Source organism: Halovenus aranensis (assembly GCF_900100385.1).
In the GTDB taxonomy this organism is placed as follows: Archaea; Halobacteriota; Halobacteria; order Halobacteriales; family Haloarculaceae; genus Halovenus; species Halovenus aranensis.
Window position 1 is genome coordinate 59,908 of the sequence record NZ_FNFC01000011.1, and the last position, 17,223, is coordinate 77,130.

Genomic DNA, 17,223 nt, shown 5'->3' on the forward strand with positions numbered 1-17,223 from the left:
CTAGCGGTAAAGTCGGTTACTCTTCGGCCCTACCGAGGGCGTCACGGGGGTACGTCGACTTGGCGTCGGCGGCAACGGTCGGGTCGATATCGACCGTCGCAAACGGGTGGTCGCTGTCGGTCCGAGCGAGGACCTGGCCGTCGGGACCGAGTATCCAGCCGCTCCCGCCGAAGACGACATCACCGCCCTCACCGGCGCGGTTCGAGGATGCAAGATACGCGCCGGCCAGAACGCCCATCGTCCGGCTGCCGGCGAGCCACTTCTCGGTCGTTCGCCGTTCGGTCACGCGCGGATTGATTAACAGGTCGACCCCTCTGTGGCCGTATGCGCGGACTTCGTGGCTCGCCCAGAGGTCCGTACAGACGAGCATCCCAGTGTCGAGGCCAGCGCACTCGACCGGTTCGAACGGTCTTTCGCCCGCCGTGTACCACGAGGACTCCCAGAAGCCCGGTTCGTCGGGAAGGTACTGTTTGTGATGGACGCCACGTGTCTCCTCGCCGGCGTGGAGAAACCCCTCGTTCAGCCGTCGCTCACCGTCGACTGTGGGTCGAGAGCCGACGACAGTTGCGTCGATAGCGTCGAGTCTCCCCAGCCACGTTTCGTGGCTCGCAACAGCGTCCTCCCAGGCTGTCGCTACGTCGTCGCCGGGTTCACTCGCGGCGAGCCAGCGCGAAAACGGCATCTCCGGCACCACGGCGAGGTCGCTGTCGTGAGCCGCTGTGTGTTCGACCAGATTTTCGAATGCTGTCTCGAAGCCAGGCGACTCGAAGTCGGGAAGTTCACAGACAGTAACACGGACCATACGGCAAGTCCGACCGGCAGGGGCAAAATGGTTCTTCCGTGTCAGCGAGAGCGTGTCGGAAATACCGACCAGGCGAGAGCAACGAGGACAGCAGCAACGAGCAGCCAGAAGACCACCGTCCAGAACACGTCGACGAGTCGGGCAGGCACCGTGTCGCCAGCGAGCACGAGGGCGACAGCACCCCCACAGAGTACAACGAGGCCAGCGACAGCGCGTCGCACCATACCCCGTCTTGGGCGTCGAGAGGTATACGTGTGGGCCACGGCCACACGAGGATTTAATGTGGCTGGGAAGGAATCACACAGTATGGAACTACGGGACGCCGTCGAGGCAGACGCCGAGCGGCTGGCGTCGCTGACAGACGCGCCACAGGACGTGATGCGTAACCTCGTCCACGACCGGACAGTTCGCGTCGCCGGGGACGAGGACATCACGGGATTCGTCAGCTTCGACGCCCGCCAGCAAACGGTGTACGTCACACAGATAGAGGGGACTCCCGACGTGTATCCCGAACTGCTCGAAGAGCCGCTCCGGTTCGCCCGTGCCGAGGGGATGGATATCGAGTTGTTTGCGCTCGACAGCGAGGCAGACCTCCGCGAGGCGGCACTCGAAGCCGGGTTCGAAGAGGTCGGTCCTGGTCCGCGCTTCGAAGGTGAGGCGACGACTCGCTACCGCCTCGAACTGTAGGAGCTACATTTAAGCCGTCGACACGACAAGGAAGACAACCGCGCTGCCTTCACAAGAACCCAAAGAGCAGTCTGTCATCACGGCACGGATGGTCGGTGCCGTCGTCGCATTTGGCCCCGATTTGATGGTACTCGTTGTGGCGCTCTCTGCAGAAGGGGTCGTCTCGTGGGGCTTTGCAGCCGTCATCTCGGCTCTGGTGTTTGGATGTTGCAGTGCGTGGGCCTGGAGACGCTGGCGCCGACTGCGGAGTACCGGCGGGAGGCGGACCAACACGAGACGCTCACGGCGGGATACGCTGCCGGAGAACTCGGTGACGCCGAGTTCGAAAAAGAACTCGACGCGCTGTCAGACTCGGAGCGTAAAGTCGACCCCGAGACGGTCGATACTGACCGAAGTCACGCAGATGAGAGCGACCAACTCGAAAGCCGGCACTGACCGGAAACGCACCACCGGTGACTGTCAGGCAAAGCGTCGCACGAGCCGGAAGATGCCGTCTCGGACGCTGTCGGGGAGAAACCGCGTCGCAACTGCGAGCTTTGCGAATCGCTCGACTGGATACCGGGAGTCGGGCTCGGCAACCGACGCGGCGTCGTGAATGGTCGTGGCGACCTCCTCAGGAGTCACGGCAATCGGGAGCGAACCAGACACTGTGGTCGCGTCCGCTATCGAGTCGTACACCCAATCGTACTCCGTTCCGGGGACGAGCGAGTCCGACTCAGCGGCCGCACGGTCCTGGAAGTTCGTCTCGACCGGACCGGGTTCGACCAGAACGACCTCGACGTCGAAGGGGTCGACCTCTGCCCGGAGCGCGTCGCTCATCGCCTCCAGTGCGAACTTCGAGGCGCTGTAGGCACCGCCACCAGGCACTGAGAGTCGCCCTTGGACACTGGAGACGTTACAGATAGTGCCCTCGGCCTCGCGCAACAGCGGCAACGCGGCACGCGTGAGACGGTGGGGGCCGTAAACGTTCACGTCGAACTGGTCGTGGAGTTTCTCGGCCGGAATGTCTTCGAGAGGGCCATACAGCCCGTATCCCGCGTTGTTGACGAGGCAGTCGAGTTCGCCCTGTTCGTCGTCGATGCGGTCGGCGACGCGCGCCACATCCTCGTTCTCGGTCACATCGAGCGTGTCGGTTCGACAGCCCTGTTCGGCGAGGTCGGCAACGTCTGTGTCGTCTCGGCTGGTCGCGTACACCGTCCAGCCCTCGTCGAGAAACTGCTCGGCGGTCGCCCGGCCGATACCAGACGAACAGCCCGTGATGAGTACTGTTTTGTCGCTCATAGATGCTCTAACGGTCGGCCGGTAGTTAATTGTCTACGGTCTCGGTCTGCCGGCAGCTGTGGGTTTATTGCGTTCTCGTCCTTGTAATCAGGTATGTGTGGCCGATACAGCCTGTTCGTCCCGCCCGCGGAGCTGGCCGACCGGTTCGAGGTCGACACCGCGGCCTACGAGCCGCGGTACAACGCTGCGCCGGGACAGTCACTTCCGGTAATCACTGACGAGAACAGCGAGCGCCTCCGCTCACTGGAGTGGGGATTCGTGCCGCCGTGGGCCGACAGCAGAGACGACGGCGGACACATCAACGCCCGGTCCGAGCGACTGACCGAAGCGCCGACCTTCCGGAACGCGTTCGCCGCCGAGACCGTCGACGCCGGGCGGTGTCTGGTCCCCGCCGACGGCTTCTACGAGTGGGTCGAGACCGACGGCGGGAAACAGCCCTACCGCGTCACCCGGACCGACGACGCACCCTTCGCGATGGCGGGGCTGTGGGCGCGCTGGGAACCGCCGACGACACAGACCGGGCTCGACGCCTTCGCTGACGGCACACCCGACGACGACCCGGATGTCGTCGAGACGTTCACCGTCGTCACCACCGAACCGAACGACCTCGTGGCCGACCTGCACCACCGGATGGCTGTCATCCTTCCCGACGGCTCCGAACGACGCTGGCTCGAGGAGTCGGTCCCCGAGGCCTCTGAGTTACTGGAGCCCTGTTCTGCCGAAAAGATGCGTGCGTACCCCGTCTCGACAGCGGTCAACGACCCGGGCAACGATTCGCCGGTCGTCGTCGAAGAAATCAGCGACAGCAGCCAATCAACAGACAAGGTGTGACCCAACCTCTGGCGAGCGCTCAGGTGGGCTCAGTTGTCTTCTTCTTTGAGTTCTTCGAGTTCTGAGTCGACCTCGGACTCGGCAACCTCGGCTTCGAGGTCGTCGAGGCTCATGTCTCCGTCGGCTGGTTCGTCAACAGAGTCAGTCGACTCTGTCGTCTCTTCGGACTCTCCGTCGCCCATCTCGGATTTGAGCGTGTCGAGTTCGCGGTCGACGGCGCTGTCGGTCGAGAGCTGCTCGAGTTCGCGGTCGAGGTCGCTCTGGTCGGAGACGGCGTTGTCGAGTGCGCCGCTTTCGCGGAGTTCGTCGAGTGCCGAGGCACGGGCCTCCATCTCCTCGGTCTGTTCCTCGGCGCGCTCGATGGTCCGGCTGATGTCTTCCATCTCCTCGCCGGCACCGGTCATCGCCTCGTTGACGCGGGCGCTGGCTTCGGCGGCCTCGTAGCGGGCTTTCATCGTCTCCTTGCGCGTGCGGAACTCCTCTATCTGCTGTTGGAGCTGGTTTTTCTGCTCGATGAGGCCGTCCTGTTTCTTTTCGAGGTCGGCAATCTGCTGTTCGAGCCCCTCGATTTGGTTCATCTTCTGCTTTTTCTTCTCGAGGGCACGGCGGGCGAGGTCGTCGCGGTCCTGCTCGACGGCCTGTCTCGCCTGTTCGTTGTGTTTCTCGACGTTCTCTTCGAGCCGGCGTTTCTGTATCTCCAGGCGCTTTTTCTGGGTCGTCAGGTCCGCGATACCCTGTTTGACGTTCTGGAGTTCGTCCTGCAGTTGCTCGTAGGAGTAATCCAGGGTTTCGCCCGGGTCCTCCGCCCTGTTGAGCAGGGAGTTGACCTTCGAGCGGATGATATACGACGTGCGCGATAGTATCCCCATGCCATACAACACGAACCCGCGAAACTTAAAATTCTTACATCTGTACGCAACACATGAACAAACGCCTCTCGATTCCCGGCCCGCGTTCGCTCGATGCAACACTCGACACGACCGACAGTGACACCGTTGTCGTCGCGTGCCCGCCACACCCCCAGTTCGGCGGCGACAGACACGATAGCCGCCTGACTGCCGTCAGCGACGGCCTGCTGGCAGAAGATATCGACTGCCTCCGATTCGATTACGGCCCCTGGGACGACGGGCACGCCGAGCGACGAGACGTGAGTCAGGCCCTCTCCTGGGCGCGCGAGCGCTACGACGGCGTCGGGCTCTTTGGGTTCAGTTTCGGCGCGTCGATGTCGCTGCTCGCCAGTGCGAGCAACGAAGCCGCCACGCCAGACGTACTGTCCGTGCTGGCTCCTGCCGCACAGGTCACGTCAGACGACGACGTGGTCGGGGCGGTCGACGGTGTCAACTGCCCGGCACAGGTCGTCTACGGCGAACGCGACGACACCGCGCGCTGGGAACCGGTCATCGAGCGCGCGCGTGAACGAGGGTTCGAGGTCGCGTCGTTCCCCGCCGACCACTTCTTCGTCGGCCAACAATCCAAGGTCGCGGAGACGATTGTCGACTTCCTTACCGACGCTCTCGGTAACTGAATCCGTCTCACGCTATATTGTACTTGGCCAACAGATAGACCGAATAACATTTATTCACGGACACAAACCAGTCGGTAGCGACGATGCGGGCTGACCCGGGAGTTACGGCCGACGACAGGCGGCGACGCGGACCCGGGACACGTCCACGGTTAGGCAGGCAGCGATTCCACCGTACGGGGTAACCACATGTACGTCGAGTTTTACAACACTAGTGATGTTTTGCAGGAAACACTCAAGTCGTTTCCAGAGACGCGAGTCGATATCCGAGACCTGGCGACGAGCGCGAACACGAGCCTCAGACTCATCTGTGTCGTCAGAGGGACGAATCTGGCAGATTTCGTCGAAACGGCGGCCCACGACAAGATGGTCGAAAAGGTTGTCACGCTCTCTGACGAGGGAAACGGCGGCCTCGTCCGCCTGACGCTGGTCCCGGAGACAGTCGACCAGAAAGTCTACGAGACGGCGGTCGAACTCGACGGCCTGTACCTCAACGCCCGCAACACTGACCACGGCTGGTACGTCAAGATGAACTTTCCCGACAAACACGCGTTCCGGGCATTTCAGTCTCGCTCTGAGGAGTACGGCATGGACATCCAGCCAACGGTCGTCCGGGACCGCCAGTTCTTCCTCTCGGAGGAGGCGTTCGGACTGACCAGGAAACAACAGGAAGTCCTCGCCGAGGCCATCAAGTCGGGCTACTTCGAGGTCCCGCGCCGGGCCTCGCTGTCGGATGTCTCCGACCGTGTCGGCATCAGCGACCAGGCGGCTTCGGAACGCATCCGTCGGGGAATGAAGACACTCGCCGAAAACGGAGTCACCGATTACTTCGAGTGACTCCGAACTGACCACTCTGGCAGGGATAGGTAATGGAAACACTCATGTATGCATGTATATTCACGCAGTAGCCACTTTACCGCGTCCGGCCTTTCTCAGAGTATGTCTGATTACGACCCGGACGCGGAAGCGACTGGAAAGTATATGGTTGCGTTCATCGAGAGCGCAGGGAAAGTCTCCCCCGTCTTCGAGCGAAAGGTCCGCGAGATTTTCGAGAATCACATGGGCACCCTCGAAGAGGACTCCTGGTATCTCAACGCAAACGTCGAGAAGGCCTTCGACGAGGTGCTCGAGGAGGTCGGCGAGAAGACCATGATGGAAGGCGGCGTCGAAAGCGGCAAGGCAATCGACTGGCCCAACGAGGTCGAGACGGTCATGGACGGCTTCAACATCTGGAACACGTTCCACGAGGCCGCCTACCGCGACAGCGACCTCGATTTCCCCGCGGGCAGATACACTGTCGAGCACCTCGGCGACCGCAAGGTACGTATCGGTATCACCGAAGGGTACAACCTCAGTGCCGAGTTCGCCAAGGGTTGTTCGAAAGGGATTGTACAGGAGCTCAGCGACACGAGCAATCGAACCAGACTAGAGGATACTGAACCGAATCTCGACGAACAGGCCGCCTGGGTTCTCGAGTGGTGAGGGGCTGACTGTTAGGTCATCTCAGCGACGAACCGACGGGCGGTCCGCTCGATTTGGTTGAATATTCATGCATAAACTATAATCGAACACCGCAATGTGAATAACCCGTAGGCGTGTTGACAGACCTATCGGCCTCAGAGAAGGGGCAGTTTCGGTGCCGAATCGCAGTTCTGGGGCACTATTGCATTCCGAGCGACACCCGTAGAGTGAACTGAGATGACTGACATGGCATCTGTATCCGAAGCCGATGAATCGACACGAAAGACAATCGAGCAGATTCGACCGGCCGAGTTCGACTCCGACCCCGAACTGGAGCGTATCGTCGTCGACAGCGGCGACCGTGCGCTCGAACAGTACGTACAACGGACGGACTTCAACGGGAGGGCACCGGAGCAGGTACAGTCGGAGTTACGAACCCAGTTCGAGGGCGTGCTATCGTCGGACGGGGCTGTGCGCACCGACGGCTGGGAGGTCCACCAAGAGACCGGGAGCTCGTTCCCGGAGTTCGTCGACCTCTATGCGTCATTTCTGGAGGAGTCTATCGGCGAACTCCTGGCCGAAGGCGACAACGAGGAGACCGCAGACCAGGTGACGGCGCTCGTTCGGGGTGCGCTGAGTGACATCGCCGCTGCAGGCGCGAGCCAAGAGTCGCACGACGACGACCTATCTGCCGAAAACGAAGAGCGCCTCGACGACGTCCAGCAGGCAGTCGATGACCTGCGGCTGTCGAGCGAAGATGTCTCCGACCGGACGAACACGGTAAACGACCTGCTCGACGGCCAGCAGCGCCAGGTTAGACAGATTTCCGAGGAAATCAGCACCTTCAGCGCCACAATCGAGGAGGTTGCCGCGAACTCGGAACAGGTCAACAAGACGAGTACGCGCGCGGAGACGCTCGCGTCCGAGGGGTACGAAACAGGCGAAGCGACGAACCAGCGGATGGAAGACGTCGAGCAGGCCCGGTCACAGGTCGAGGACGACTTCGAGGTGTTGGCCGAGAAAATCGAGCGCATCGACGAGATTGTCGAAGCCATCACCGACATCGCAGACCAGATTAACATGCTGGCGTTGAACGCCTCTATCGAGGCCGCTCGCGCCGGCGAAGCGGGTGAAGGGTTCGCCGTCGTCGCAAACGAAGTGAAGGCACTCGCCGAGGAGTCAAAGACCGAAGTCGAGAACATCGAGGAGCAGGTCGGCGAGATAAAGTCCGAGACGACAGATACGATTTCGAGTCTGAACGAGGTAAGCGAAGAAATCGAGGCCGCAAACGACCAGGTCGAGGAGATGATGAACGCGCTGGGCGAGATTAGCGAGGCAAACGAGGAGGTGTCGACCGGCATCGACGAGGTTGCTATGGCGACCGAAGACCTGGCCTCCGGGAGCGAAGAGATTGCTTCGACAATCGACGAGGTGTCGAAAAACATCACCGAAATCGCCGAAGAGATGGACACCATCGCGGCGTCGAACGAGATGTTCGGCACGATAGTCGACGACGTGGAAACGCAGGTCAAGAACGTCCGCGAGTGAACAAATGGGAGTCACTCACAGCAGGACAGCCGACACCGGGGCAGACATTTGTGTCCTTCACGTCGATGACAATCCGGACATGCTCTCGCTAACGGCGACGTTACTCGAGGACGAAGACGACCGGATTACGGTACGCTCTGAGGCAGAGCCAGCGGCCGCTCTCGAGGCTATCGAACAGCAACGGGTCGACTGTGTCCTCAGCGACTACGAGATGCCAGAGATGAACGGCCCAGCGTTCTTTACCGCGGTCCGGCGGGTCGACGAGACTGTCCCGTTCGTGTTGTTTACACAGAAAGCGTCTCCCGAGATGACCGACATCGACGCCGAACAGCTCGACGGTCACGTCCGAAAACGCGGCTCGACCGAACAGTACGCCCGCCTGGCCGAGCGTATCCTCGAACACGTAAAAAGCGCATAGACGAGTCCCACCCGGCCCGAGTGAACAGCTCACGCGGGGGACGCGGTCCGAAACGGTTTTGCCCGTTGCCAGCACACGGTCGATATGCCGACAGATACAGAGTACGATCCGAGTCTGGGTCGGAAGTTCATTTTTGTCACAGGCGGGGTCATGTCCGGACTCGGCAAGGGCATTACCGCGGCGAGTACCGGGCGACTGCTGGCAAATGCCGGCTTCGACGTGACCGCCGTCAAGATTGACCCGTATCTCAACGTCGATGCGGGGACGATGAACCCGTTCCAACACGGCGAGGTGTACGTCTTGAAAGACGGCGGCGAGGTCGACCTCGATTTGGGGAACTACGAGCGATTCCTCGATATCGATATGACCTCGGACCACAACGTCACCACCGGGAAGGTCTACCGCCAGGTCATCGAAAAGGAGCGAGCCGGGGACTACCTCGGCAAGACCGTCCAGATTATCCCACACATCACCGACGACATCAAGCGCCGGGTCCGCGAGGCCGCGGCCGGCAGCGACGTGTGTATCATCGAGGTCGGCGGGACCGTCGGCGACATCGAGGGGATGCCGTATCTGGAGGCGCTTCGACAGTTCGCCCACGAGGAAGACGACGACGATATCCTCTTTGCACACGTGACACTCGTCCCCTACTCGAAAAACGGCGAACAGAAGACCAAACCCACACAACACAGCGTCAAGGAACTCCGGAGCATCGGCCTCCAGCCGGACGTTCTCGTCGGCCGGTGTCCGGACCCACTCGATGCACAGACCCGCGAGAAGATTGCGCTGTTCTGTGACGTACCCCACGAGGCGGTGTTCTCGAACCCGGATGTCGAAGACATCTATCACGTTCCGCTTCGCCTCCAGGAAGAGGAACTCGACGACTACGTCATGGACTACCTCGGCCTCGAAGACGAGGCGGCCCCAGTCGGCCAGCGAGACACCGAGTGGCGTGACCGCGTGACCCGGGCGACCGAGGAGACCGTCAAGGTCGCACTGGTCGGCAAGTACGGCCTCGAAGACGCATATATCTCGATTCACGAGGCACTCAAACACGCCGGTCTAGAGTGTAACGTCGAGGTCGAGCGCGAGTGGATTCACTCGGAGAACCTCGCCGACGGCGAGGACAGCGAACTCGACGGTATCGACGGCATCGTCGTGCCGGGCGGCTTTGGTTCGCGTGGCACAGAGGGCAAAATCGAAGCAATCCGTTATGCCCGCGAGAACGACGTGCCCTTCCTCGGGCTCTGTCTCGGCTTCCAGATGGCCGTCGTCGAGTTCGCCCGAAACGTCCTCGGACTGGAGGGCGCACACTCGGCAGAACTCGAAGAGGAAACGCCGTACCCGGTCATCGACCTGTTGCCCGAACAGGAGGACTTCGACGACATGGGTGGGACGATGCGCCTGGGAACACACGTCACCGAAATCACAGCGGGGACGCTCGCGGCAGACCTCTACGATGACACGACCTGTCAGGAGCGACACCGCCACCGCTACGAGGTCAACCCCGAGTATATCGATGACCTCGAAGACAACGGTCTCGTGTTTTCGGGTGCCTCTGGACGGCGGATGGAGATTCTGGAGCTGCCAGACCACCCCTACTTCTTGGGGACGCAGTTCCATCCGGAGTTCCGGTCGCGGCCGACGCGAGCGAGTCCACCCTTTGTCGGATTCGTCGACGCTATCAGTGCGGCCGACGGAGGTGCGTACTGATGGTCGACGTTGACGCGTTCATCGAGGAGAAAATCGAGGAAATCGGCACGGAAATCGGCGACTCGAACGCGATTATCGCGCTCTCTGGCGGCGTCGACTCGTCGACGGCCGCCGCGCTCGCCTACGAGGCCGTCGGCGACCAGCTCACGCCTGTCTACGTCGATACGGGGCTGATGCGTAAAGGCGAGACCGAGGGCATCCGGGAGACGTTCTCGTATATGGACTCGCTTCGCGTCGTCGACGCGAAAGACCGCTTTCTCGACGTACTGGAGGGAGTCACAGACCCCGAGGAAAAGCGCCACGCAATCGGCGAGCAGTTCATCCGCGAGTTCGAGCGCGTCGCCGAAGAGACCGACGCCGACTCGCTCGTCCAAGGGACCATCTACCCCGACCGCATCGAGAGCGAGGGGACAATCAAATCCCACCACAACGTCGGAGGGCTCCCCGAACGCATCGACTTCGATGAAATCGTCGAGCCGATGCGAGACCTCTACAAAGACGAGGTCCGCGAAGTCGCTCGCGCGCTCGACCTCGAAGAAGTCGTCTCCGAGCGCATGCCCTTCCCGGGTCCGGGGCTGGCGGTGCGAATCCTTGGCGAGGTGACCGAAGAGAAACTCGACGTGGCCCGCGAGGCCAACCACGTCGTCGAGGAAGAACTCGAAGAGTACGACCCCTGGCAAGCGCTCGCTGCGGTCATCGGAAAGGCCACCGGCGTCAAAGGCGACAACCGCGTCCACGGCTGGGTCGTCGCCGTCCGCTCCGTCGAATCACGCGACGGCATGACCGCCCGCGCACAGGAAATCGACTGGGAAACACTCCAGCGCATCCAGTCTCGCATCACCGGCGAGAACGAGAGCGTCGCACGGGTGGTCTACGACGTGACCCACAAGCCCCCCGCAACAATCGAGTACGAGTAACATGACTGAGACACGCGTCGTCGTCGCAGGCACAGACACACACGACATCGCCGGGCCAATCGAGGACGCTGGCTTTGCCCTCAGCGTCGTCGACGTTGGCAACCGGTCGGCGCTCGAATCGGTCGACATCGCCGAGGCCGACATCTACGTCCTGACCGAAGCCGCACAGGCCACGTCGATTCCGGTCGCAAAAGACCTCAATCCGGAGCTGAAGGTCGTCGTCTACACCGAGGAGTCGCTGTCTGACTTCGCGCTCCCACAGACGGACCTGATACTCGACCCCGCGCTGTTCGACCCCGAAGAGGTCACAGCAGAACTGGACGCGTAACTCGCGTCAGGCCGGTGTGCTCGGCGGCTCTATCGCGCTCGCTGCCGTCGACTCGTCACAAACGCTTAATTACGATGGCGACACACCGAGTACTGTGTTCGATTTCGCCACCATTCCCGATATCCTCCGTCTGGTCGTCCTGCCGGTCTTTGGCTATCTCGCCTGGCGCGACATCAAGACGAGGCGGATTCCACACCGGACCTGGTACCCGCTCGGGGCGCTCGCGCTCGTCTTGCTCGTCTGGGACGGCTACATGGTCTTTACCGGCGACGCGGCCGCACTCGACCAGCGGCTCTTTCTCACGCGCGTAAGCATCTCGGTGCTCGTGCTCGTGCCGCTTGCCTACGGGTTCTGGCTGCTGGGCGGGTTCGGCGGTGCCGACACCAAGGCGTTCATGCTCATCGCGTTGCTGTTCCCGACATATCCCGACTATCACCTCTGGGCGGTCGGTATCGAGGGCGAGTTTGCGACGCTCCCGCTCGTCGCGACAGACGTAGGCGTCTTCTCGATGACGATACTGGCGAACACGGTGTTGGTGGGGGCGCTGTATCCGGTCGCGCTCGCGGGCAAAAACGCCGTGACGGGCTATGTATCGCCGGCGATGTTTGTCGCGACACCTATCGACGCCGCGGCGGCGACCCAGAGGTACGGCGTCTTGCTCGAGTTCGCCGAGGGGCGACTGCGTGACGCACGCTCGCCGTCGGCGCTGCGCTCGCATTTCTCCTGGCGGCGTCTCGACCTGGATGCGCTTCGGATGTACCTCCAATGGCGCGGGCTCGACCTCGCGTCGGTCCGGGCCGACCCTGGGCGCTACCGTGACCCGGAGTCGCTGCCCGAGGAGTCGAACTCGCCTGGTTCGGGGTCGGTAGCCGACAGCGACGTTGCACCCACAGACACCGCCGTGGAGACTGACGGCGGCACGCTGACTTCGGAGCCAAAAGAGTACGACGACCCGTGGGGAGCCGAGGCCTTTCTCGACGACATCGATGGCAACGCCTACGGGACCACGCCCGAGATGCTCCGTGACGGGCTGGAGACGCTGGCAGAGGAAGATGTCGTCTGGATTTCACCCGGAATTCCGTTTATCGTGCCGATGTTTTTCGGCCTGGTGGTCGCGTTCACCTACGGTGACCTGCTGTTTACGCTGCTTGGCGCCATCGGTATCGCCTGAGCCCCGTGGACAACGATACAGGCGACATTTCGACAACCTAATATGATGAGCGACAGGACTAGCATATAATGAGCGAGGCCGCCCGATTGCGTGATAGCACGCAGATTCTCCTGCCGCGGGATGCACTCGCCGACCTCCGTGCGGACATCGAAGCGGAATTTACCGTCACAGTCCGGTGTGAGGGCGGCAACGTCCGTATCATCGGCAGTCCAGTCGAGATAAAAAGCGTCAGCGACTTTCTCGCTCGCAACGGCGTCACCGTCGCGTAGCCTGGGACCGCTTCTCACTCGCGGGGTGGAAAAGGAATTCTTAAACCTGTGCCGACAGAGTATCGGATATGGCTGACACTATCGAGGCACTCGTTCCCGGAGGTCAGGCCGACCCTGGGCCGCCGCTCGGCCCCGAACTCGGCCCGACCCCGGTCGACGTGCAGGCTGTCGTTCAGGAAATCAACGACCAGACCGCCGCCTTCGACGGGACTGAGGTTCCCGTCACCATCTCCTACGAGGAGGACGGCTCGTTCGACATCGAAGTCGGTGTGCCGCCGACGGCGGAACTCATCAAAGACGAGGCTGGGTTCGACACCGGCAGCGGCGAACCCCACGAGGAGTTCGTCGCCGACCTCTCGGTCGACCAAGTCAAACAGATTGCCGAGCAGAAACACCCGGACCTGCTCGCCTACGACCTGAAAAACGCCGCAAAGGAAGTCGTCGGCACCTGTACCTCGCTCGGTGTCACCATCGAAGGCGAGAATCCGCGCGAGTTCAAGGCGAAAATCGACGACGGCGAGTACGACGACATGTTCGGCGAAGCCGCGAGCGCGTAACGACGCAGACGCGGCCGCTGTTCTCTTTGCTGTTTCAGTCCACCAGCGACCAGCACCGACGGGCTATCGCTGGTCGAGAAACGTCTGTGTTTGGCCGAGGACGACGTGGTCGGCGTCCCGAAGCGCAGCGATAGTCCCAGAGCCAGTGACGAACATCGCTGTTTTGAGTTCTGCGACTAGGTCTTCGACGAGTTCAACCACGGCGTCAGTTCCCTGGCCCGCGGGTGTCAGGAACGGCTTCGCTAGCCCGCCCGCACGCGCGCCGAGGGCGACCGCTTTCGCGATATCGAGCCCCGAGCGCACGCCGCCGCTTGCGAAGACACAGTCGTGAACCTCGCTGGCTTCGAGCGTACTCACCGCCGTCGGCAGTCCCCAGTTTCGGAACCTAGTCCCCACCTTCTCGTGTCGGCGGTCGTTGGCGGCGGCGGCCCGGTGAGCCTCGACGCCCGACCAGGTCGTTCCGCCCTTGCCAGCCACGTCGATGCAGTCGACGCCCGCGTCGGCGAGTCGCGTCGCCGTCTCTCGTGAGATGCCGTTACCCGTCTCCTTGACGATGACCGGCACCGAGAGCTCGTCGGCGACGGTTTCGATGGCAGAGAGACAGCTTCTTGCGTCGACATCACCCTCCGGCTGGGCGGCCTCTTGCAGGAAGTTGAGGTGAATCGCCATCGCGTCCGCGTCTATCATCTCGACGGCACGCTCAACGCCGCCGACACCGTACTCCGCGAGCTGTGCCGCGCCGATGTTGCCATAGAGAAATGCGTTCGGTGCGACCTCGCGGGTCACCGTATAGGACTCGGCGACTCCCTCGTCTGGGTCGTCGAGAGCGGCGCGCTGGCTGCCGACGCCCATCGCGATGCCAGTCTCTTCGGCCGCGGCCGCCAGCGCACGGTTCAGTTTCGTCGTGTTGGGGTGGCCGCCGGTCATGCTCTCGATGACGATTGGGGCCGCAAGCTCTCTACCGAAAACGTCGACGCTCGTGTCGATGTCGGCGTAATCGAGTTCCGGCAGTGCCTCGTGAATCAGCCGAACGTCCTGGAATCCGGTGCCACCGGTCTCGACGTCTTCCTCTTCGACAATCCGGATGTGGTCGTCTTTACGGTCGACAGTCTGGTTCTCGTCCGTGTGCTCGCTCATTTTCCGGTGCGACGAGCGCGATTGGTTTAAACAATCCCTTCGCTCTCGAAGACGTCGCGGAGTTCCGCCATCGAGTCGACGACGACATCACACGCCGGCTCGACGGCGGGCTTTGGCGAGAAGCCAACGGCGAGGTCCGCCGCCGTCAGCATCGGGAGGTCGTTTGCCCCGTCACCGACGGCGACCGTCTCGGCCCGGTCGACACCGAGGGCGGCACACAACACGTCGAGCGCGTCGTCTTTGGTCCCCTCGATGAGTGGTCCCTCCACCTCGCCGGTGAGTTCGCCGTCGGCGACCGGCAGGCGGTTCGCCACGACGGTGTCGATGGCTGTGTCGGCCGTTTCGAGGGCAGCCTCGACCCCGCGCTCGAAGCCGCCGGTCAGAATCGCCGTGTCGACACCCGCCTGGTCGAGCGCGCCGAGCAAGTCGCTCGTGCCCGCTCTGAGTCGGACCTGCTCGAAGGCATCGACTGCCCGCGTATCGGGCAGGCCCGCGAGCAGTTCACACCGCCGTCGTAGGCTCTCAGCGTACTCGATTTCGTCGTTCATTGCCTCCCTCGTTATCTCGTCCATCCGGTCGGCAGCCCCGCACTGCTCGCCGAGCAGGACCGTCATCTCGGAGTCTGAAAGCGTCCCGTCGAAGTCGAAGGCCACCAGTGTCATCACCGTCACCTTCGCGGCGGGGGGACTCAAAGCTCCGGGTTTCGAGAACAAGACACGAACGCGACGGCCGGTCAGTCAGCAGCTCCTTCGGGCACGTCGAGGTCGGGACGCGAGATGTCGCGGTCGCGCTCCTCGCCCTCGATGTCGTAGGGGTACTCCCCGGTGACACAGCCCAGACAGAGGTCTGTCTCTGAGCGACCCAGCGCCTCGGTGATGGCGTCGATAGAGATGTACTGTAGCGAGTCTGCCCCAATCTCGTCGCGGATATCTGCGATAGATTGGTCTGCCGCGATGAGTTCCTCACGGGTTTTCATGTCGATACCCATGTAACAGGGAGCGATGATAGGCGGCGACCCGATACGGACGTGAACCTCCTCGGCACCGGCCTCGTAGAGCAACTCGATGAGCTGTGTCGAGGTAGTGCCACGGACGATGGAGTCGTCGATGAGCGTGACAGTCTTGCCGTCGATGGTCGATTTGATGGGGTTGAGCTTCAGCCGAACCGCCTGCTCGCGTTCGCCCTGCGTGGGCATGATGAAGGTGCGGCCGACGTAGCGGTTTTTCATCAGCCCCTCGGCGAACTCGGTCTTCGCGCCGTCTTCGCCGGCGGCCTCTGCATAACCCGTCGCGAAGGCCCGTCCCGAGTCGGGGACGGGCATCACCACGTCCGTCTCGATGCCGGACTCCTCCCAGAGCTGTCTGCCGAGTTCGCGCCGCACCTCGTAGACCAGCCGGTCGTCGAGCACCGAGTCCGGTCTGGCGAAGTAGACGTGCTCGAAGAAACAGTGTGCCGTCTGTGGAGCGTCGGCAACGTGATAGCTCTCGTACCCCTCGCCGTCCGGTTCGAGGATGACGAGTTCGCCGGGCTCGACGTCGCGAATCCGCTCGCCACCGAGCGTGTCGATAGCCGACGACTCGGAGGCGAGGATGTAGCCGTCGTCGATTTCACCGAGAACGAGCGGGCGGTTACCCTGCGGGTCACGGAGGCCAAGCACCTTCCCGCCGTAGGTAATGGTCAGCGAGTACGAGCCATGGATTCGCTCGACGGTCTCGCGGACGGCGCTGACGAGGCCATCATCGAGCAGATTGCGCGCGAGGTCGTGTGCGATGACCTCGGTGTCGCCGTTCGAGGTGAAGGCATGGCCCTGTGCTTCGAGCTGGGTGCGGACCTCGTCGGCGTTGACGAGGTTGCCGTTGTGGGCAAGCCCGAGCGAGCCGCTCTGGAAGGAAACAGAAAACGGCTGGGCACAGCACTCGTTGACGCCGCCAGCGGTCGGATACCGGACGTGACCGATTCCCTGTGGTCCCGGAAGCTGGGCGATATCGTCTTCGTCGAAGGCGTCTCCGACTAACCCCATCTCGACGTGTTCGTGTTGCTGGAACCCGTCGTGGGTGACGATACCGGCCGACTCTTGGCCGCGGTGCTGGAGCGCGTACAGCGAGTAGTAGAGCGGACGCGCTGCGTCGCGGTCGCTCAACGAGATACCGACAACCCCGCACTTCTCTCGGAGCTTATTCGCCAGCTTTGCTTTGCCAGGCATAGTCTCGGCGTTTCGACGATTTGCCGAAGCCACAGGACGAACATACTTTCTTTTTTACGTGATAGGACGCTTCACCGCAGCGTCGACACGTAACGTGGACCTTCTGGTTTCGCTCACCCTGCGTGGACGTTCCTTTGGTCATGGTTGTATCGAAACGACGTTATCGCCGCGTATAATCGTTGTGTCTTGGCCCGCTTCGACCACCAGATTCATGTGCTGGTCGTAGCCCGTGAGAACGCCAGTGAATTCCTCACCATCTTTGAGTCGGACGGTCACGTCGTCCCCGACAGACGCTTCCAGCACGTCAAGCGGTCGGTTCCCGGTCTCGCTCATACGTCTACCGGGTGCCGACGAGCGCTTAAACGTACCGAACCGTGC

23 protein-coding genes are annotated in these 17,223 nt (G+C 62.2%); 14 read left to right on the plus strand and 9 right to left on the minus strand.

Annotation, left to right across the window (positions count from 1 at the left end; translation table 11 throughout):
* Positions 1 to 16: 16 nt before the first annotated feature.
* On the minus strand, positions 17 to 802 hold the full coding sequence (locus tag BLR34_RS11895; RefSeq protein ID WP_092703303.1) for a carbon-nitrogen hydrolase family protein: 786 nt from the start codon (positions 800 to 802) through the stop codon (positions 17 to 19).
* 41 nt (positions 803 to 843) lie between these two features.
* The gene (locus BLR34_RS11900; RefSeq protein WP_092703305.1) at positions 844 to 1,026 is read right to left on the minus strand and encodes a hypothetical protein; all 183 of its coding nucleotides are present in this window, start codon (positions 1,024 to 1,026) and stop codon (positions 844 to 846) included.
* Between the two features lie 82 nt (positions 1,027 to 1,108).
* Between BLR34_RS11900 and BLR34_RS11905 the strand changes: the two genes are divergently transcribed.
* Together BLR34_RS11905 and BLR34_RS11910 are read left to right on the plus strand one after the other, a co-directional pair.
* On the plus strand, positions 1,109 to 1,489 hold the full coding sequence (locus tag BLR34_RS11905) for a hypothetical protein (RefSeq protein ID WP_092703307.1): 381 nt from the start codon (positions 1,109 to 1,111) through the stop codon (positions 1,487 to 1,489).
* A 204-nt stretch (positions 1,490 to 1,693) separates the two neighbouring features.
* Positions 1,694 to 1,924: a hypothetical protein gene (locus tag BLR34_RS11910; RefSeq protein ID WP_143414158.1), complete on the plus strand. Its 231-nt coding sequence runs from the start codon at positions 1,694 to 1,696 to the stop codon at positions 1,922 to 1,924.
* A 24-nt stretch (positions 1,925 to 1,948) separates the two neighbouring features.
* On the opposite strand, the gene BLR34_RS11915 is transcribed toward BLR34_RS11910, so the two are convergent.
* Positions 1,949 to 2,770 carry an SDR family oxidoreductase gene (locus BLR34_RS11915; RefSeq protein WP_092703311.1) on the minus strand — a complete coding sequence of 274 codons (822 nt, stop codon included), beginning with the start codon at positions 2,768 to 2,770 and terminating at the stop codon, positions 1,949 to 1,951.
* A gap of 93 nt (positions 2,771 to 2,863) precedes the next feature.
* On the opposite strand from BLR34_RS11915, the gene BLR34_RS11920 reads away from it, so the two are divergent.
* On the plus strand, positions 2,864 to 3,601 hold the full coding sequence (locus BLR34_RS11920; RefSeq protein WP_092703313.1) for an SOS response-associated peptidase: 738 nt from the start codon (positions 2,864 to 2,866) through the stop codon (positions 3,599 to 3,601).
* A 29-nt stretch (positions 3,602 to 3,630) separates the two neighbouring features.
* Here BLR34_RS11920 and BLR34_RS11925 read toward each other — a convergent pair whose 3' ends face one another.
* Entirely contained in the window at positions 3,631 to 4,470 is an 840-nt protein-coding gene (locus tag BLR34_RS11925; protein ID WP_092703315.1) for a PspA/IM30 family protein, read from the minus strand.
* Between the two features lie 53 nt (positions 4,471 to 4,523).
* On the opposite strand from BLR34_RS11925, the gene BLR34_RS11930 reads away from it, so the two are divergent.
* From BLR34_RS11930 to BLR34_RS11980, 11 genes are all read left to right on the plus strand, one after another.
* Positions 4,524 to 5,126 carry an alpha/beta hydrolase gene (locus tag BLR34_RS11930; RefSeq protein WP_092703317.1) on the plus strand — a complete coding sequence of 201 codons (603 nt, stop codon included), beginning with the start codon at positions 4,524 to 4,526 and terminating at the stop codon, positions 5,124 to 5,126.
* 186 nt (positions 5,127 to 5,312) lie between these two features.
* Entirely contained in the window at positions 5,313 to 5,960 is a 648-nt protein-coding gene (locus BLR34_RS11935; protein ID WP_092703319.1) for a helix-turn-helix domain-containing protein, read from the plus strand.
* A 102-nt stretch (positions 5,961 to 6,062) separates the two neighbouring features.
* On the plus strand, positions 6,063 to 6,605 hold the full coding sequence (locus BLR34_RS11940; RefSeq protein WP_092703321.1) for a hypothetical protein: 543 nt from the start codon (positions 6,063 to 6,065) through the stop codon (positions 6,603 to 6,605).
* A 225-nt stretch (positions 6,606 to 6,830) separates the two neighbouring features.
* The gene (locus BLR34_RS11945; RefSeq protein WP_176765311.1) at positions 6,831 to 8,132 is read left to right on the plus strand and encodes a methyl-accepting chemotaxis protein; all 1,302 of its coding nucleotides are present in this window, start codon (positions 6,831 to 6,833) and stop codon (positions 8,130 to 8,132) included.
* Positions 8,133 to 8,136: 4 nt separating this feature from the next.
* Positions 8,137 to 8,550 (plus strand): response regulator, encoded by a 414-nt coding sequence (locus BLR34_RS11950; protein ID WP_092703325.1) that lies wholly within the window; start codon positions 8,137 to 8,139, stop codon positions 8,548 to 8,550.
* Positions 8,551 to 8,634: 84 nt separating this feature from the next.
* Positions 8,635 to 10,263 (plus strand): glutamine hydrolyzing CTP synthase, encoded by a 1,629-nt coding sequence (gene pyrG / locus BLR34_RS11955; protein WP_092703327.1) that lies wholly within the window; start codon positions 8,635 to 8,637, stop codon positions 10,261 to 10,263.
* Positions 10,263 to 11,180, plus strand: a complete 918-nt coding sequence (guaA, locus tag BLR34_RS11960) for a glutamine-hydrolyzing GMP synthase (protein WP_092703329.1) — start codon at positions 10,263 to 10,265, stop codon at positions 11,178 to 11,180. The genes pyrG and guaA overlap by 1 nt, the downstream gene beginning before the upstream one ends.
* Before the next feature lies 1 nt (position 11,181).
* Positions 11,182 to 11,508, plus strand: a complete 327-nt coding sequence (locus BLR34_RS11965; protein WP_092703331.1) for a DUF7126 family protein — start codon at positions 11,182 to 11,184, stop codon at positions 11,506 to 11,508.
* A gap of 94 nt (positions 11,509 to 11,602) precedes the next feature.
* Positions 11,603 to 12,679, plus strand: a complete 1,077-nt coding sequence (locus tag BLR34_RS11970; RefSeq protein ID WP_092703441.1) for an A24 family peptidase C-terminal domain-containing protein — start codon at positions 11,603 to 11,605, stop codon at positions 12,677 to 12,679.
* Between the two features lie 68 nt (positions 12,680 to 12,747).
* Positions 12,748 to 12,948 carry a VNG_1110C family protein gene (locus tag BLR34_RS11975; protein WP_092703333.1) on the plus strand — a complete coding sequence of 67 codons (201 nt, stop codon included), beginning with the start codon at positions 12,748 to 12,750 and terminating at the stop codon, positions 12,946 to 12,948.
* 68 nt (positions 12,949 to 13,016) lie between these two features.
* Positions 13,017 to 13,505 (plus strand): 50S ribosomal protein L11, encoded by a 489-nt coding sequence (locus BLR34_RS11980; protein WP_092703335.1) that lies wholly within the window; start codon positions 13,017 to 13,019, stop codon positions 13,503 to 13,505.
* A 63-nt stretch (positions 13,506 to 13,568) separates the two neighbouring features.
* Here BLR34_RS11980 and fni read toward each other — a convergent pair whose 3' ends face one another.
* From fni to BLR34_RS12005, 5 genes are all read right to left on the minus strand, one after another.
* A complete protein-coding gene (fni, locus tag BLR34_RS11985) occupies positions 13,569 to 14,642 on the minus strand; it encodes a type 2 isopentenyl-diphosphate Delta-isomerase (RefSeq protein WP_092703337.1) in 1,074 nt (357 codons plus the stop codon).
* Positions 14,643 to 14,668: 26 nt separating this feature from the next.
* The gene (gene serB, locus BLR34_RS11990) at positions 14,669 to 15,304 is read right to left on the minus strand and encodes a phosphoserine phosphatase SerB (protein WP_092703339.1); all 636 of its coding nucleotides are present in this window, start codon (positions 15,302 to 15,304) and stop codon (positions 14,669 to 14,671) included.
* 71 nt (positions 15,305 to 15,375) lie between these two features.
* Positions 15,376 to 16,845 (minus strand): amidophosphoribosyltransferase, encoded by a 1,470-nt coding sequence (purF, locus tag BLR34_RS11995; protein ID WP_092703341.1) that lies wholly within the window; start codon positions 16,843 to 16,845, stop codon positions 15,376 to 15,378.
* Positions 16,817 to 16,987 carry a 50S ribosomal protein L37e gene (locus BLR34_RS12000; RefSeq protein ID WP_092703343.1) on the minus strand — a complete coding sequence of 57 codons (171 nt, stop codon included), beginning with the start codon at positions 16,985 to 16,987 and terminating at the stop codon, positions 16,817 to 16,819. The genes purF and BLR34_RS12000 overlap by 29 nt, the downstream gene beginning before the upstream one ends.
* On the minus strand, positions 16,984 to 17,178 hold the full coding sequence (locus BLR34_RS12005) for an LSM domain-containing protein (protein ID WP_092703345.1): 195 nt from the start codon (positions 17,176 to 17,178) through the stop codon (positions 16,984 to 16,986). The genes BLR34_RS12000 and BLR34_RS12005 overlap by 4 nt, the downstream gene beginning before the upstream one ends.
* Positions 17,179 to 17,223: the final 45 nt, after the last annotated feature.